This is a genomic window from Dyadobacter ginsengisoli DSM 21015, from assembly GCF_059568735.1.
The window spans coordinates 68,324-84,320 of sequence record NZ_JCANTY010000014.1; the positions used below are offsets into that span (position 1 = coordinate 68,324).

The 15,997-nt window shown below is 48.6% G+C and carries 13 protein-coding genes and 1 pseudogene; 11 read left to right on the plus strand and 3 right to left on the minus strand.

Annotation, left to right across the window (positions count from 1 at the left end; translation table 11 throughout):
• Window positions 1-258: 258 nt before the first annotated feature.
• The 9 genes from BP71_RS35875 (at window position 259) to BP71_RS35915 (ending at window position 8,149) form a co-directional block, all read left to right on the plus strand.
• Window positions 259-594 (plus strand): hypothetical protein, encoded by a 336-nt coding sequence (locus tag BP71_RS35875; protein ID WP_496386498.1) that lies wholly within the window; start codon window positions 259-261, stop codon window positions 592-594.
• Window positions 595-733: 139 nt separating this feature from the next.
• Window positions 734-1,783, plus strand: a complete 1,050-nt coding sequence (locus BP71_RS35880) for an ATP-binding protein (RefSeq protein WP_496386499.1) — start codon at window positions 734-736, stop codon at window positions 1,781-1,783.
• A 64-nt stretch (window positions 1,784-1,847) separates the two neighbouring features.
• Window positions 1,848-2,483, plus strand: coding sequence for a response regulator (locus tag BP71_RS35885; RefSeq protein ID WP_496386500.1), 636 nt, complete (start codon window positions 1,848-1,850; stop codon window positions 2,481-2,483).
• A gap of 29 nt (window positions 2,484-2,512) precedes the next feature.
• The gene (locus tag BP71_RS35890) at window positions 2,513-3,739 is read left to right on the plus strand and encodes a hypothetical protein (protein ID WP_496386501.1); all 1,227 of its coding nucleotides are present in this window, start codon (window positions 2,513-2,515) and stop codon (window positions 3,737-3,739) included.
• The gene (locus BP71_RS35895) at window positions 3,729-4,280 is read left to right on the plus strand and encodes a hypothetical protein (protein ID WP_496386502.1); all 552 of its coding nucleotides are present in this window, start codon (window positions 3,729-3,731) and stop codon (window positions 4,278-4,280) included. Before BP71_RS35890 ends, BP71_RS35895 begins: the two co-directional genes overlap by 11 nt.
• A 12-nt stretch (window positions 4,281-4,292) precedes the next feature.
• Window positions 4,293-4,952 (plus strand): hypothetical protein, encoded by a 660-nt coding sequence (locus BP71_RS35900; protein WP_496386503.1) that lies wholly within the window; start codon window positions 4,293-4,295, stop codon window positions 4,950-4,952.
• Between the two features lie 174 nt (window positions 4,953-5,126).
• Window positions 5,127-5,549: a hypothetical protein gene (locus BP71_RS35905; RefSeq protein WP_496386504.1), complete on the plus strand. Its 423-nt coding sequence runs from the start codon at window positions 5,127-5,129 to the stop codon at window positions 5,547-5,549.
• A 12-nt stretch (window positions 5,550-5,561) separates the two neighbouring features.
• Window positions 5,562-5,843, plus strand: a complete 282-nt coding sequence (locus tag BP71_RS35910) for a hypothetical protein (RefSeq protein ID WP_496386505.1) — start codon at window positions 5,562-5,564, stop codon at window positions 5,841-5,843.
• Between the two features lie 50 nt (window positions 5,844-5,893).
• Window positions 5,894-8,149, plus strand: coding sequence for a zinc metalloprotease (locus BP71_RS35915; RefSeq protein ID WP_496386506.1), 2,256 nt, complete (start codon window positions 5,894-5,896; stop codon window positions 8,147-8,149).
• A gap of 49 nt (window positions 8,150-8,198) precedes the next feature.
• Here the strand turns inward: BP71_RS35915 and BP71_RS35920 are convergent, their stop codons facing one another.
• Window positions 8,199-8,699: a hypothetical protein gene (locus BP71_RS35920; protein WP_496386507.1), complete on the minus strand. Its 501-nt coding sequence runs from the start codon at window positions 8,697-8,699 to the stop codon at window positions 8,199-8,201.
• A gap of 733 nt (window positions 8,700-9,432) precedes the next feature.
• A complete protein-coding gene (locus tag BP71_RS35925) occupies window positions 9,433-12,585 on the minus strand; it encodes a T9SS type A sorting domain-containing protein (RefSeq protein ID WP_496386508.1) in 3,153 nt (1,050 codons plus the stop codon).
• Between the two features lie 303 nt (window positions 12,586-12,888).
• On the opposite strand from BP71_RS35925, the pseudogene BP71_RS35930 reads away from it, so the two are divergent.
• Window positions 12,889-13,843: pseudogene (locus BP71_RS35930) on the plus strand (IS982 family transposase).
• A 77-nt stretch (window positions 13,844-13,920) separates the two neighbouring features.
• On the opposite strand, the gene BP71_RS35935 reads toward BP71_RS35930, so the two are convergent.
• A complete protein-coding gene (locus BP71_RS35935) occupies window positions 13,921-14,529 on the minus strand; it encodes a hypothetical protein (RefSeq protein WP_496386509.1) in 609 nt (202 codons plus the stop codon).
• A gap of 562 nt (window positions 14,530-15,091) precedes the next feature.
• Between BP71_RS35935 and BP71_RS35940 the strand changes: the two genes are divergently transcribed.
• Window positions 15,092-15,889, plus strand: a complete 798-nt coding sequence (locus BP71_RS35940; RefSeq protein WP_496386510.1) for a pseudouridylate synthase — start codon at window positions 15,092-15,094, stop codon at window positions 15,887-15,889.
• Window positions 15,890-15,997: the final 108 nt, after the last annotated feature.

Below are 15,997 nucleotides of genomic sequence, written 5' to 3' on the forward strand. Positions count from 1 at the left end.
AAAACACAATACAAGGTCCTGGATGTTAGCTTTGAGGGCAATCCCGTTCTTTTTAACAAGAAACAGATATTCGATTTCATCGCTGGAAGTAACCTACGCCAATCTGTCCTGGCCGCTGCTGTGACTTTGCTTGAAATCGAGCTCCGGACCATTTGCTATGCTTTTAGTGAAAGCGAAGGGCTTAGCGAAAACTTAGAGCAATTTGGTAGGAACAGACCGGTAATGGACCTATTTAAGGATTACTGTAAAAGGTTTGATATGATAGATTTTGATTTTGGAAGTGATGACTTTGCAACAATTAAAAGCACCATTGCGCTTAGGAATTGTATTGTACACAACGACGGCACTCTAGAAAGCTATTTTACTGGGATCCAATTTAGCCGTGCTGAATTACTTAGGAGTTTGAGCAGGAAACTTCCTGCAATACGCATTGAAGATGACTATGTTTGGCTAGACAATGGAGCTTGTATGGGATGCGCGGAAATGATAGAAAATTTCCTAATGAAAATTTACGACATGGTGTTAGATGGACTTTTTACGGCACTCACAAATTTGCTTTTGGCAAAATGTGACCGAAAGTCGTTATTGTTCTAAAATTCCGTCAGGTAAATAATCATTAACCATTTTCGGGACGATAATTGCCGGTAAATAAGTTATCCTACCACAACCTCAGACCTTGGGCAGATCTTCCTAATTTGATGAGTAAACCGCCGACCCTCAAACCGCCGAAACGATGCAGCCCGTGATCTGTATACTGTTGCTTTTTGCTGGCGCCGACCCGTTTTCCGCCGGTGGGTGCCGAGTCAATGGCAAGCCGTACGCGGGGTTCCCGGATACGCTGTATGTGCCCGAGGCAGTGGATGAATTTTTCCTTGAACTTCCCCAGCATCCGGGCCAGGGCGTGAGCTACGCATTCAAAATGGACCCGATCGATGACGGGTGGATCCCAGCCGTTTATCCTGCGGTGCGTTACGAGACGCTCAGAAAGGGCTATTATGAGCTGCATTTCAGGGTATTGGATACTTATTCGAAGAAGGTGCTGAAAAGCAGTCGGTTTGTCATCCGCAAAGAGGCCGCATTCTGGAATGCCTGGTGGTTTATTCCCCTGCTTACCTTATATGTGGCCGTGGTGGCGGGGGTCGGGATCTACATTTTCAACCTTTACAACTTTCGGCAGAAACTCAAACTACAATATCTCCGAAATCAGATCGCCTCCGACCTGCACGACGAGGTGGGCTCGAACCTCAACAGCATTGCATTGTTTGTGGAGCTGCTGCGCAAAAACGCCACGCCGGAAACGCTGTCGGTGCTCGACCGCATTATCAACAATTCCCGGGAATCGGTGGAGCTGATGCAGGACACGGTGTGGGCCATTAACCCGCGCAACGATTCCCTGCAAAAGCTGATCGATAAAATGCATTCCTTTGCTAATCAGTCGCTTGCGGCATGCGATATGCACCTCGAATTTCAGTCGGAAAGCAGCCTGGCCGACTTGCAGCTCAGTATGGAGCAGCGCAAGAACATTTACCTGATATTCAAAGAAACGATCAACAACGCGGTCAAGCATTCGGCCGCTACGGGCGTGAGCGTGCGGCTGCAACGCCTGAACGACGCGCTTTTCCTGGAAATCAAAGACAACGGGAAAGGCTACGACACCGACCGGGAGTACGAGGGAAACGGGATTTTCAACCTCCGAAAAAGGGCCGAAGAGTCGGGACTCGACTTGCTGGTGCACTCGCGTCCGGGCGAAGGTACCCGCGTGGAAGTACTTTGCCATCCCTAAAATTGGGGATTTTTCTTCCGCGGCATTTACCGGAATTTTGGAACATCATTCAATGCGATCGGCTATGATAAAGGTTTTGTTATTCGAAGACAACAAGAATTTCCGGCAGGGCCTCGTGCTTTTTCTTGCGGCAATGGAAGATATCTGGCTGGTGGAAGCCATTCCCGACGCCCGGGACGCGGTGTACCTGGTCAAAAAACACAAGCCCGACGTCGTGCTGATGGACATTCAAATGCCCAGGAAGTCAGGCCTTGAAGCGCTGGTAGAAATCCGCCAGGCCCAGCCGGGCGTCAAGGTGCTGATGCAGACGGTATTCGAAGACGACGATAAGATATTCCAGGCGATTTGCTCGGGCGCTTCGGGTTACATAGTCAAATGCCCCGACCCGGAGGTGTACGTGCAGGCGATCCGCGAGGTGTATGCGGGCGGTGCGCACATGTCGCCGGGCATTTCGCGGAAGGTGCTGGCCATGTTTCAGCAACAGTTTGTGAAATCGGAGCAAACCTTCGTGGACCTTACCAACCGCGAGCGGGAGATATTGGGGTGTATGGTAAAAGGGCAGAGCTACAAGATGATCGCCGCCAACTGCGGTATTTCGTTCAGTACGGTGGCCACACACGTGAACCACATTTACGAAAAACTGCACGTCAACTCCGCCCCGGAAGCGGTAGTCAAAGCATTGGAAATGAAACTCGTATAAAATCCTCCATCACTAACCTTTTATCAGAGATGAGTACAACGCTTGTTGCGCAGGTCTTACCGAAATCATGCTGGGCCGCTGCATTAGAAATGTTCACTGCCGGACAGTTGAATCAATGCGAATTGCTGAAAGTGGATTTCAATCCTTCGGACCCTTCGAGCGCTCCGGATTTTTGCGATCTGGACAACGCAGGCACTTATGAGGGAAACCTCAAAATACTGACCGAAATGGGGTGCAAGTTGAGTGGAGCCGCAAACAATGCCATACCGTTCTCTCGGTTAGACACAATACCTGTATTCTCCGACTTACAACGAAATGTTGGCTCCTCGGCGATCGTGCTTCATTCCTGGGATTTCGACAGTTCCCAGCATTATGTAGTGCCCAGCGGTACCTACGAACAGGTGCTTACGGCGAGTATTAAACTAAACTGGATAAAAGTTCTCGATCCGTTTCCGGAATTTCAAGGAAGGACTTATTACCTCAATTACGTTGAATTTAAGTCAGATAGCTGGTTTGTCGGCATCATTTATCACAAGCACACTGCCGTCAACCGAACTCCTGCTCCAAGAACGTTTTCGGATGTCGATGCAAAAAACCTTATAAAAAGATACATCAGGCAACTGCCAGCAAATGTCCCGGCGCCTTTTAGGACGGATACGCATGCCAGTCGTTTGCACACCATTGAGGACTACGAATTTACTGTTACCAATAGCAGCGTAGAACTGTTACTGGACGACGCGGATTCTTTTGTCGATGATATTCTCACGTTCGCGCGGGATATGAAAATGTACCTCGCGGGCTCGAATAATAGGTACACGTCGTTTTTTCTTAATGCCAACGACAATGGTAGATATTACATGGCGATGATCGAGGATGGCACGCGGTATGTGCCGGTGGTAAGTAGCGCTGTTGCCGACGTCGCGAACCTGCCTGCTGAAAGTACATCTGCGCAACCGCGCTCCGTAAATGCGTCGGAAAGTAAAGTCATTGAAAAGCTTGATGAGATCGAAAAAGCGCTTTTTAGATACTTTGAAAAAAGGCTGAAATCAGCCCTGATATGCCGGTTTTTCGACATCGGCCAGGAATATGTGTTTTTCATGAAAGAAGGAAAGGTACAGGTCTTCGACCCATTCAAATCATTCTCTTATATGCTTCCGAAAGATCACAAGAAACCTTCTTATCTACCATTAGATGAATTTTTTAAAACGTTAACCCAATTCTATACATTCTTAAAAGACAAGAAATATGGCAAATAATAACTTAGCGATCGACAGAGTAAAGCGGTTTAATGGCCTGACCACTATTGATAAGGGGCAGAGAAAGAATCTGGGTGTCCGGTTTTCGGTAGAGGAATTGTTGCAACTCGTTACAAAGCTCACAGGCAAGCGCGCGTTGCTCGTGGATGAACCAGGGCCGGTCGGACAAATGCCGTCGTTGGAAAATGCAGAGTTGGCACTCGTCCCTGCCGGTCAAACGGAGTGTGGCCCATATCGTATCCACGTAGCCAAGGCGTCCACGCATGAGTTGGGTATCGACAATAATGACCACAGCCCGCGCGGCCCATTTAATAGTGAAACATATCCAAAGGCCACGGGAGTTGTAATTATGATGGGAAGGGGGAAAGCAGCTACGTCTATTGGTCTGGAAATTTTTCCGGTGGTCGGTGCGGATATCAGGCTCGCGCCGGGAAGTTTATCGCGTAGATGGAGTTTTATGAAACACATGGACGGCCGCGTTATCGCATTCACCGACGGCGGTGGCGGTACTGGATCTAAAACACCTCCTCCGGGCGCATAACGGTTTTTACGGATGTTGTCAGAACTCTTTTTATACCGGTTTTCGGGATGGCTGCTTACGGCGGTATGGCTGTTCCTTTCGTTTCAGGCGCTGCGCAGGCGTGGTGCCTGGAACGGGAAGTACCGGTATTTCCTGGTTTTTCTTTTGTCGATATCACTCATAGAGCTCTTGGCGGCCATTACCGCGCCGCTGCTGAGCAACAACCTGTTTTTGGATTATCCCTACATTACCATCGAGTTTGTGATGCTGGGACTGTTCCTGGCGAGGATCATCGATATCGGTTTCATTACCCGGCTCGTCAACATCGCTTCGGTGCTTTTTGTGCTTTTCCAGATCGCCAACGCATTCTGGCTGCAAGGGCTCGAAAGCTATAATAGTTACGGCGAATATGTGAACAATGCGTACCTGTTCATGCTGTCGGTGTGGGCGCTTACGGTACTTTACCGGCAAAACCTCGGGCGCAGCATTCTCGCCGTCCGGGACGCGTGGTTTGTGCTCGGTATCCTGGGCATTTACCTGCTTATCGCCGTGATCGACTTCCTGTACGGCATGGCCTTGCCTTACCAGAATGACCATTTTCTTTACGTAGTGCTCATTTCGGGCAATTTTCTGAAATCGGGCCTGCTTATGCTTTATTACAAAGGGATACGCATGATGCCGTGCTCGCGGTAGCCCCGGCGCATTCCCCGCACCCCCGGAAGCATGCTCACGAGAGGGTGCTTTTTTGTTTTAACCGGGTTGTAATATCCATATAATTGTCGATACCGCTTCATGGGGATTTGGGGGAAATTTGAAATGTCATCACACCGGTGACTGTCTGTTCCCAACATTCAAATCCAGTTCATTATGGCAAAGCAAAGTGAATTCGAATCCGTGCAGGAGGCCTATTTCGCAGGCATCCAGCTGGTTCAGCTGGCCAAGTTCAGCGATTCCAAAGAGTCGGCGCAATTGCTGGCTAAGCACGGTATGGCGCTCATTTCCAAGTCGCAGGAGACAATCCTGAGCAAGTATTTCGATGAGTATTGTGGCACACATCCGTGGCGGTGGCCGCGCCCGTGGCCTTTTCCATGGCCCGGTCCGTGGCCCGGTCCATGGTGGCGCATCTTCGACCCCGGCTTCATCGATCCCGTACCCGATCCCCTCCGTGGCGCGATCAACAAGTACCATATGTTGGCCACCATCGAGGACATTCGTTCTGGTTTGATCGGTGATGCAGCCCTCGGAGCCGTGAAAGGCATCGCAGAGCAGCTGAAAACAAACATCCGGTAGTGACCGATTCCTATGATCGTCGAAATTCATTTTCAGGAAGGGTTTTCAAACGAAAAAGCGCAACTGCTCGTCGACGGCGAGGTGGTTGAAGAATTTTCCCTGAATACTCGGTTTCAGCTCGGGATGGCGGCCATCAAAAAGGTGGACGCCGCCCCGGGGATGAAAGTCCAGGTGGTGTTGCCCGACCGGAGCATCAAACAGCCGGTACCGGTAAGCCATCCCTACGTGAAGGTCAGTCTCGAAGATGGCAAGCTGACAGTCAGCCCCACCGACCAGATGCCCGGCTACGTGTAAAATCCCGCATTGTTTAAGCACCCATTTTTTATCCTAAACAGTTTAAAACCATGTCTAAGAAAAACAATGCGCCGGAAGCTCCGGCGCCAACCCCCGCCTTGTCCGATGAGCAGCATCCTGATTACCAGGCGTATGTGTACGGCGACGATGTCGACGACTCCGTGGCAGAAGCGGGCGGCATTGGACCTGACGGCCCGGGCGTACCCATTCCGCCGCTGAACCCCATTCCCGACCTGCCGATTCCGAACATTCCGGGCATTCCGTTGAAAATATGCTCCGCGGTGAGCGGCAGGTACAAGCTGAAAACAGTGCTGCCCCCGATCGGCGTACCGGGTATCCCCATTTTGAACCTGACGAACATCACCGTTCGCGTGGACGTGGACCGGTTTTATCCCCAAAAACGTATATCGATAGAGGTTACCCGCCTGCTGCCCCGCTCGACGGCGCATTTGATCGCGAATGTAACTTCCGACCAATGCACGGGACTCAACCGCCGCAAAATCCAGGCGACGGTCGCTTACCGCGAGGGAAATAATGCATTGATACAAGGCGAAAAACTGCTTTTCGAAGCCAGCAGAGGGCTTGGCGTAGGTTATTCCAACTACAAACTGACGGTAACAGGTGCAGGCATGCCGACGCGTATCTATAACCTCGACTTTGTAAGCCAGTATTTCGACGACGTCGAATTTGAGGTGGATAAAGTGGATAATGCCGGCAACCCGTCAACCGACTATGCTACGTACAGCCACCCCAACCGTCCCGCGAGCTTGCCTAACGAGGTACTTTCGCTGGAAAGTGTTTACAAACGGGCGGGTTTCAATGCGACCATTTCACCCAACAGCACACCGATTCCCGCAACGGGCGCCGGGGCCAACGGTACGTGGAGCGACAGCGAAATGCACAACGCCATGCAAACCTACTGGTCGAGATTTGCCAACAAACCGCAATGGGCCTTGTGGGTACTGTTTGCGAATCAGCACGATACCGGTTACGGGCTTGGCGGGGTGATGTTCGACGACATTGGCCCGAACCACCGCCAGGGTACCGCCATTTTCACCAACAGCTTCATTAAAGACGCGCCAGTCGGCGACGCTAACCCGGCGGCTTGGCGGCAACGGATGCTGTTCTGGACGGCGATCCACGAAATGGGACACGCATTCAACCTCGCGCACAGCTGGCAGAAAGCGCTGTCGGGCCCGGGCTATAACCCTTGGATACCGCTGCTGAACCAGCCCGAGGCGAGAAGTTTCATGAACTATCCGTACAGCGTGAGCGGTGGACAGAGCGCGTTTTTCTCCAATTTCGATTTCCGCTTTACCAACGAGGAATTGCAGTTTATGCGCCATGCGCCGCGCCGTTTTGTGAAAATGGGTAATGAAAACTGGTTCAGTAACCACGGTTTCGAGGCTCCGCAGCCGGAGTTCTTCACGGGACGCTACAAACTGGAAGTTCGGCCAAACAGAGAGAATAACACCTATTCGTTCCTCGAACCGGTGAGTATCGAACTCAAACTGACCAACACCAGTGCAGAACCGATGGCCCTCGACGAGCATTTGCTCCAAGACGGCGGCCACATTGTGCTGTTCGTGCAGAAAGATAGCGGTACCGTCAGAAAATGGGAGCCGCTCATCGTTCGGTGCCACCAGGAACACAAAAGCATACTGGCACCGGGCGAGTCGATCTACGGCACGCACCTGGTGAGTGCTTCTACCTCCGGCTGGCTGATCGACGAGCCAGGCTTCTACAACATCCAGGCGGGCGTGGATATGCTCGACGAGGTGGTGATGAGCAATGTGCTGCGCGTGTTTGTGGCGCCTTCTACGGACAAGGAAGAGAACAAAATCGCGCCGGATTACTTCACCGAGGACGTGAGCCGCGCATTGGTGTTCGACGGCGCGCCGGAGCTGAACAAGGCGATGGACACTTTGAAAGAAGTGGCCGACAAGCTCCCGGGCACCCCGGCGTCGTTGCATGCGGCCAAAGCGGTGGCCGGTCCGATGTTGAAGCAATACAAAAGATTGGAAGAAAAAGACGGCTCGCTGGCTGTGGTAGCCGGCAAAGCTGATGTCGAAGAAGCTGCCCGCCTGCAAACCGCGGCGCTGCTCGACGCGCCGCAAAAAGCGGCCGATACCTTCGGGCATATCGACTACTTCCAGTCGCTGGAAACACTGGCTGATGCATTGAACGACTCGGGTAAAAAAGCGGAAGCGAAAAAGGTAATGTCTAGCTCCATCTCGACTATGAAGAGCCGCAAGGTGCTTAGCGAGGTGATTGAACAAGCAGAGGCGAAAGCGAAAAACCTCTAAAATAGCAACCGGCGCATGGGGAGTAATGCTCCTTTATGCGCCGGTTTTTTTATGCCCAATTAATTACAATGTGGCCATGCCGCCATCGGTAATGAGCTCGGTGCCAAGCAGGAACTGCGACTCGTTGATGTAAATATTGAAAAGATCTTTTGGGGATACGGCTCCTTAAAATGCTCCAGGTTTTTGCTTTGCTATTTTCGAATAGTCTGAATACTCCCTGATCACCCATATCATCTTGTAAATGACGTGTAATAAGGTGGTCGATAGTGGGATTATTTAGAAGTTTATTGGGGTCATAGAACGAAATAATATTCTCTTTTGTCAAAGTATCGTAGTGACTCTTTATATATTCCCATTCCTCAGTTAGCTTTTTTGCCGCCTGGTCAGGTAAGTACTGTTGGTGATTTTCGACTGAATAGCGACCTTGTTTAACCTTTTCAGACATTGGATCGATGAAGATTATCTTATCGTATATAAGAATTGCCCTTTTTAGGGTTTCTTCATCCAAACACCGTGCGTAAGGATAATAAAGGCCAGTGAGATCTCCCATCGTATCATCGTTTTGAAATACTCAATCAATTTATTACAATTATTTCATTTACAGAATTTTGTGTTGTTATTAAATCTGTAGTTGAGAGAAAGAAATGACAAGGGTTGTGTGATTTACCTCGAATATGTGCCATCTAATGGCCGGCAGGACTCCGTATCAATCTGAGAATACTCCTCACTAACTTGTGGGCGGGCAGGAGGTCCATCTTTGTTTAAAAACTGTATCGTTTCGCGCAGTGAGTTTTTTTCGGTGAGGAGATTGCGGTTATCGGAAAGACTGGCAAAGATTTGTTTGGCAATATCCCCGGTCAATCCCAATGTTTCCACTGCCTTCCCTCCCCATTTAACGATGGCGTGGTCTTTCTCTGAGTAGCAATCTAACTATGTGGATTGCCCTTCTTTGTAATACTGCTCACAGTAATATTTCTTCGTCCCACTGACTGATTTATTTATCGTAATACGCAGCATTCTCGCTCATTTTCAGCTATGCAATAATGGCTGATGGAAAGATTGTCTTTGCCATTTCCAAAGCCTATGTGAATTTTTATGAACTTGCCGCATACTTTCATAGGCCTAGGATGTAAAGATGTGCTTTATATCGATTGAGCGGCTTCGGGAATGTACTCACCAACTAGTGGCCAAAATGACACCAGAGGCAAATTTGCTGTGATTGCGGGGGTTTCTATATAATTCAGAAGTTCCGCGGAGACTTTCCTGACGGCATGCCCTCTAACCTACCGCACCACTTGCACCATCCCGCTGCTGGCCTCCGTCTTATTTTCAATGCGGATCAAATAACTGCCTGCGGCCAGATTAGAAACATCAATATGCTCCTGGCCTTGAAATTTGCCGATTTCCTTTCCATAAATCCTTTTTCCATCCGCAGCAAAGACTTCAATCCTGCCTGACTGGCCGATCAGATCGGGTCTTACTTTCACTTGCAATTGGTTCGTGACAGGATTGGGATAAAAGACCATGTCTTCCACATTGGATAAATTCACCACAATTACTTTGCTGTAAGCGAAATCAGCGTCGGTTTCGATGGATTTTAACCTGTAATAGTTGATTCCGGGAGCTGGGTTGTAATGAGTAAGACTATAAAAAGCGGTATCAAGTGCAGGCGTTTCGCCGATGGCTTTGAACCTTTTGGCGTCCGTACTATGCTCTATCGCGTATTTTGACATATCGATCTGGTCCGTCACCTCCCAATGCAGTGCGACGGCATTACTTTCGGGAGCGGCCCTGAAATTCACCAGCGTGACGGGAAGCGCTGCATCGGAGGCGAGCCGGGATAGCCCAAATTGATTTGATATCCAGAAGCTTTCATTTTTATCTGTCCAGAGATCGCCACCGAAATTTTGATAAGGCAGCGCATCCCCGACTTTTATCCAGTTTATATTATTGAACTTATAAACCTGTGTCTCACTACCTGATGCCAGAATGTACGGCGTACCCGACTGTGAGAGGCTGAGGCCGGTAATCCGGCTGCCAAAAGGAGCATTACCATTATTGAAAACCGACCAAGTAGAACCGTTGAAATGAGCAATGGAGTGCTGATTGGAGTTAATGTCCGTCTGTCTGAGCCACACTTTTCCATCACTTTGGATTTCGATCTGCTCGATAAAATTTGCGATAGCCGGACTGGTTGTGGAATTGATCGTGTAAATCTGATTGTGGTCGTTGAGGTCCATGACCAGTATTTCACTGTTGTAAACCGGGGTGGAGTTAACCAGAAGGATCCAGGCTTTGTTGTTGTAAAACCTGATGTCTTTAATGTACTGGCTATCGGAAAGCTGACGAAGTGCGATCCAGCCGGACGGTGTTTCTTTAAATATCACCTGGTGTGTCCAGAAAACATTATTTTGCGGGTTATAACCCTGTATGTAACTCCAGAAGGAAATCTGCGTCACCGATGCGCCAGATGATGGTACTTCATTCGCCAGCTTCACTTTACGATATACGCCTTGGTTGCCGGCATTGAGCACGTGAATATTCAGATCATCGTCGGTATGAACGGCATTTTCCAGGCCTACACCCAAAAGTCCATCGGTGTTTACACGGTTGAATGCCTGATAGGTCAGCGTTTTTTGGTCAAGCTTAATAAATCCGGCATCTATCACACCAAGCCAGATGTGGTCTTTGGATACAGCAATTTTCGGATTCGACCGGCCGAAAACCTGCTGGTTTTTTTCACTCAGGAATGTAAGCCCGGACGGTGCATTACCATCACCTGTTGTAAATTGAACGACAAAATTAACCAGATCGCGATCCGGATAGTTGATCAGGTCGATACTGCGTTCCTGCACGCGCAGGAATAACTCTTTATTAGCCGGCAAGGTTTTAAAAACATCGGCAATCTCTGAAAATGGCAGATAATTCCGCTGAAAGAGCGGGTTGGCAAACCCCGGATTGTCAGCGATCGTAATGGTAGTATTGGAATAATAAACAGACGGCGAATACGCTACCGGGAGCGTTCTGGGTGCGTTGGCCAGATTGCTGGGAATCGGTAAGAACAGGCCGATCAGGTTGAGCCGCGGATTAGCCGAAAAATACCCTATTTCCGACCATTTGCCGATTTTTCCATCCTTAATAGCCTTGACCCGCCATTTGTATCCGCCAAGATAGGGAGAGTAGTCGAACGTGTTTCCGGAAATAATCTGGTCTGTCGGAAAGGCAAAGTCAAAATCGTTTAGGCTGGCTACCTGGATGCGATATGAAGTTGCGCCTGGCACATTTGAAAACGATAATGTTACAGCTTGCTGTGACGGAAAAAATGAATTGGTAGCGGGGCTTAGGATCAACGGCACGTCAGGCTGGTCAGGATCGATCCTGATTTTGATCGTGTTGGACCAGTCGGAAGTTCCAAAGGAATTTATCGCCCTGACCCTGACGAAATAATCTGTTCCGAGGGTTTGTTTCAGTAAAGAGACACCATTAAATAAGGTCGGCTGGATGATTTCGCCAGAGAAATTGACGTTAGTGGAATAACTGAATTCGTAAGACTGGGCGCTCAGGGAAGGCGGCCAGGCGTAAAAATCCCCCTTAACCGCCGTAATATCACCCGCCAGCGAAACAGGCTGAGGAATCGATTGTATTTTGGCAAAAGTAGTCTCTGCGTGCTGCTTGATGACCGCCGCCACCATTGGATGAAGGGGTTGTCTTCTACCGCCGCATTGGCTCATCATCGACCCCATCGTATTAGTTTCCGAGGACTTATCATAACAGTTGCCTTCCACGCCACCGCAGTAGTCGAGCGGCCCGCCCGGCCAGTTGCAACTGTTGGTATGCAGCGAACCGAAATTGTGGGCTAATTCGTGCTGGATCGTTCCGACACTTTCCAGCGGGGATACATTATACTGTCCCCCAATCCAGGCGAAGCCCGAAAAGCCACCGGTTACCTGTTTGGTGTAGAGGTATATTCGCTTGTCGAAATTGAAGTCGGATATGTTGCGGTTTACCAGAATATTAAGAAGATTAAAAATATCAGAATGACCTGCGTAAGGGTCGGGACCTCCATCTTTAAATATGCGGATGCTTGTGACCACTATCCTTATATTTGCTTCCCTTTCAAAGAATTTCGAGGCTTTTCCGATATTTTCAATCACTTTATAAATGATCGCCGCCGTGTCCCGTTCGTATTTTACATAAGTATCCGAATCAATGTCCACTGAAATACGGCAGATCGTCGTTTCTCCGGCGGTAGTCCGCGCATTTTGTTTTGCCATAATCGCGGGAAGCTCGCTAATGAGGCGCATTGCTTCCTGCGGGGCGTCGCTGCTTTTAGTCCCGCAAACAATGGGCTTTTCCTGGCTGAAAGCAGATCCGCAGGAAAGCAAAAGGATAAGAAAAAACTTGATCCCGTCAGAAGTAAAAGTTGAACCATTCATAATGATATCAGGTGATGTGTTCAGGATTGTCCGAAGCTTCGGTACTATGCTGACAGACACCACTTTGCAACACATCCGTGGCACTCTCCCTATTTTTTATCAATAACTGCCGAGCATTCGGGCGTTTCCAGAAAAACTTTGCGGGGCAACATATCATCTGCAAAGAGAGAAGTGTCTAAAATTTTGAAATAGAAGTGATTTAAAAAAAGAAATAACCCGTTGTGCGGTTGAAATTAGGAAAGAAAAAGATTGTGCATTTTTCTGAATTTCAGTAAGTTAATAAGGGCTTCAACCATATTAACAATGCACGATCGCGCGGCGAACCGTCTGAGAACTAATTTCAAGAAATTTCTTGCTATCGCCAAATCTGTTTTTCGAGACGACATCAACAAGCAGGGTAATTTTCGATTCTATTCAAACAAGCCAAAAATGTCTGATATACAGATCATTAGTCTTTCATGTTTAGCGGAATCCTTGTCTATAGACCGCGCGGCGGACCGCTCTGAGAACTGGCTCTTTGGTAGGCTCCGTTCCGACTATCCGAAACTGTTCCCGAACTTAATTCACAGAACCACGTATAACAGAAGGCAGCGCAGGCTTTCAGAAAAGACGGCCCAATTGTCCAAGCTGGCCTGCTTGAAATTTTCTGGAAACGATTCCCAGTAAGTAATCGACTCGATTCCCGTTCCGATTTGTCAAAAACCTCGGATCTCGCGCCTGAAAATATGCAGGGATGATGAGCTGGTTCTTCCTTCCACTGCTTGGCACGCAAGTCATAAAAGCTACTACCACGGGCGGTGCGCCGCTGCGATATAAGATGCACCTGGTGATTTCGCAAAGTGGATTTCCATTTGCTGCTGGCATGACCACAGCTAGCATGCATGACTCCCAATATATTCCTTTCCTAAAACACGACCATTTGCCTGAATGTGAGCTGCTTGTCGATCGTGGATACATTTCCGCACGCCAGTAACTTACTCTGTTTCAGCAAACAGGCGTGAAAATAATAACTCCATTGAAAGCTAACATGAAGATCAAAAACCTATGGAATTATCAGCGTCGGAAGACCCGCAAAACAATCGAAACTCTCTTTTCTCAACTATGCGATCAGCAACTACTTAAACGCAATTACGCGAAGACCTCCGATGGGCTATTTGCCCGAATTGTTGCCAAAATAGCTTCCGTTTCAATTCTCAAAGCGATCAACTCACTGGCGAACAAATCGCTCGGCCGTATCAAACACACCCTACTTTTCTAACCGCACAACAGGTTATATCAAAAATGCGAACGATGACATACTGGATATTGGAATTTCATCAGCCGCAGGCCCATTCGTTAAGGTAACGCTATCTGTGGATCGTAACCAGCGGCAATGGTGCTTACCAAAGAAGGTGGGGTCAATACGTCTACATAGCTATCCAAAAAAAGACTTGTGGTCTCGTAACCAAAGGGTGTCCACAAATGAAGCTTGTCGGCCATTTTAAGATAGGGTTGGCTGCCATGACTGATGAATACACCGTCTGGCAATTTTTCGAACTCTGTCTGATACGTTACTTTGGTTTTGCCGTTTATCCTCTCATGATGCAAGATTTGGTCTATTTGGACAATAGGTGTTTTGAGATCAAAACCATGCTGCGGATTTCCTTGCGTCCAATACTGCTTAAACCGGTTAAAATCGTCTCTGCGACACTCGGCACATGGCCGGTGCCCGGCGGAAAATGCGGTAGCTTCATCTAAGAAGAACAGTTCTGTCCAGCGGTTTGGAGTCATAACGACACGGTGACGCCCCTTGAACTGAAGCAGACAGGTGATCCAAGGCTTTATTCTAAATGCTCGTATTATTTCTTTGCGATCGTTGTGAATCACGCCACGATTCCCCGTCCAATGTCCCCGCGCAGCGGTACAGATCAGTTGTCCGTAAGGGTCAACGCGGTTTTGAAGCATTTGGCAGTCAGTTTTTATGTTTATACAGGGACTTCGCTGAATGATCATGTCGTATTATACTGCGAATGTACAAAGCCTCAGTCACTCGAATCCTTGTCGACCTTCATTCGTAGAAGTAGACAGATGACTAGTTGTGGTACTTGATTCCATGATTACGGTAGTGGTGTATAGCACTTGTCAAAACACGATGAGCAAAGGGTCCTGGGATCGTCGATCCATTTAATTCAAAGAGGGACGTCTACCGGATGCAAAGGATCAACGATCAGGAATCTGTAAATTAAGCAATTGTTACTCAGTAAAAGTGCTGGTCGGCAGCCCTGAAACATCAATAACGGCATGAAAATTAAAGCCGGAATGGATGTTTTTGGGCATTGGAAAAAATTCGTGATATCTCAATAATACAGCCTTCAAAGCACTGGGTACTACTTTTGCCGCGCGTTTTAGCGATTGGTAACAATCATTTAATATCCTGGGAAGCCATCATTGACAGCATAACTTTCTGTAAATTCGAACCTTTTTTTGACTAAGATCTCCGGTCGGCCCGGGCAATAAGCTGCATATTTTGAACACAGCCTCAACGGAAAAACATTCTATCATTCATTGTTTTAACGAAACACTCGGGGACTTTCCGCTTCCTGAAAAGTTTACTTTCCCGTTTCACTATCAGCCGCACGCGATCTGCCTGCTGGCCGTCGAAAAGCTGCAATCGCATTTGGAAGTACAACAAAACTGGGTACATAATTTTGGTCTGTCGGCGAGTGACAAAACCGTTATCGGCAAGATGTTCGGTGTACTGGTGGTAATGACCCGGGACGGTAGGATCGGTTACCTGTCTGCTTTTTCCGGTAAACTGGCAGGTAGCAATCACCACGAAGGGTTTGTTCCGCCGATCTTCGACGGACTGGCCGACGGTGGGTTTCTCAATGCAGGAATGTGCGAACTTTCCAATATCAACGAGCAGATCAGGACATTGGAAACGCGAAAGTCCGAAGATTTCGAAGAGGAAATACAATCATTGAAAACAGCGCGAAAAATTCATTCATACCGCCTTCAAAACGAGATTTACGACCAATATAATTTCTTAAACCAGGCTGGGGAGGAGAAAAGCCTGCGCGCCATCTTCGAAGGGGCCTTATACAAAAATCCTCCTGCGAGTGCAGGCGAGTGCGCCGCACCCAAAATGCTGCAATATGCCTTTCGGCACGACATGAAACCCGTAGCCATGGCTGAGTTCTGGTGGGGCCAGTCCCCAAAATCCGATTCGTGGAAACACCGGCATTTCTATCCGGCCTGCCGCGAAAAGTGTAAACCTATACTGACGCATATGCTTGCCGGAATGGCGTTGGAAGACGCGCCCTGACCAAGGACTCTTACGAACATATTCAACGCAAGAAAATAGGTCGGCCCGTTAGATAGAGGGCTTAGGGCGCATTTCTTGCTATTCTTCCGCCCCAGATCTCTTGAGAGC

Bases quoted from the DNA above. Each gene is read 5' to 3' on its own strand.
- BP71_RS35875 (WP_496386498.1), top strand. From the start codon at position 259: ATGATAGATTTTGATTTTGGAAGTGATGACTTTGCAACAATTAAAAGC.
- BP71_RS35880 (WP_496386499.1), top strand. From the start codon at position 734: ATGCAGCCCGTGATCTGTATACTGTTGCTTTTTGCTGGCGCCGACCCG.
- BP71_RS35885 (WP_496386500.1), top strand. From the start codon at position 1,848: ATGATAAAGGTTTTGTTATTCGAAGACAACAAGAATTTCCGGCAGGGC.
- BP71_RS35890 (WP_496386501.1), top strand. From the start codon at position 2,513: ATGAGTACAACGCTTGTTGCGCAGGTCTTACCGAAATCATGCTGGGCC.
- BP71_RS35895 (WP_496386502.1), top strand. From the start codon at position 3,729: ATGGCAAATAATAACTTAGCGATCGACAGAGTAAAGCGGTTTAATGGC.
- BP71_RS35900 (WP_496386503.1), top strand. From the start codon at position 4,293: ATGTTGTCAGAACTCTTTTTATACCGGTTTTCGGGATGGCTGCTTACG.
- BP71_RS35905 (WP_496386504.1), top strand. From the start codon at position 5,127: ATGGCAAAGCAAAGTGAATTCGAATCCGTGCAGGAGGCCTATTTCGCA.
- BP71_RS35910 (WP_496386505.1), top strand. From the start codon at position 5,562: ATGATCGTCGAAATTCATTTTCAGGAAGGGTTTTCAAACGAAAAAGCG.
- BP71_RS35915 (WP_496386506.1), top strand. From the start codon at position 5,894: ATGTCTAAGAAAAACAATGCGCCGGAAGCTCCGGCGCCAACCCCCGCC.
- BP71_RS35920 (WP_496386507.1), bottom strand. From the start codon at position 8,699: ATGGGAGATCTCACTGGCCTTTATTATCCTTACGCACGGTGTTTGGAT.
- BP71_RS35925 (WP_496386508.1), bottom strand. From the start codon at position 12,585: ATGAATGGTTCAACTTTTACTTCTGACGGGATCAAGTTTTTTCTTATC.
- BP71_RS35935 (WP_496386509.1), bottom strand. From the start codon at position 14,529: ATGCTTCAAAACCGCGTTGACCCTTACGGACAACTGATCTGTACCGCT.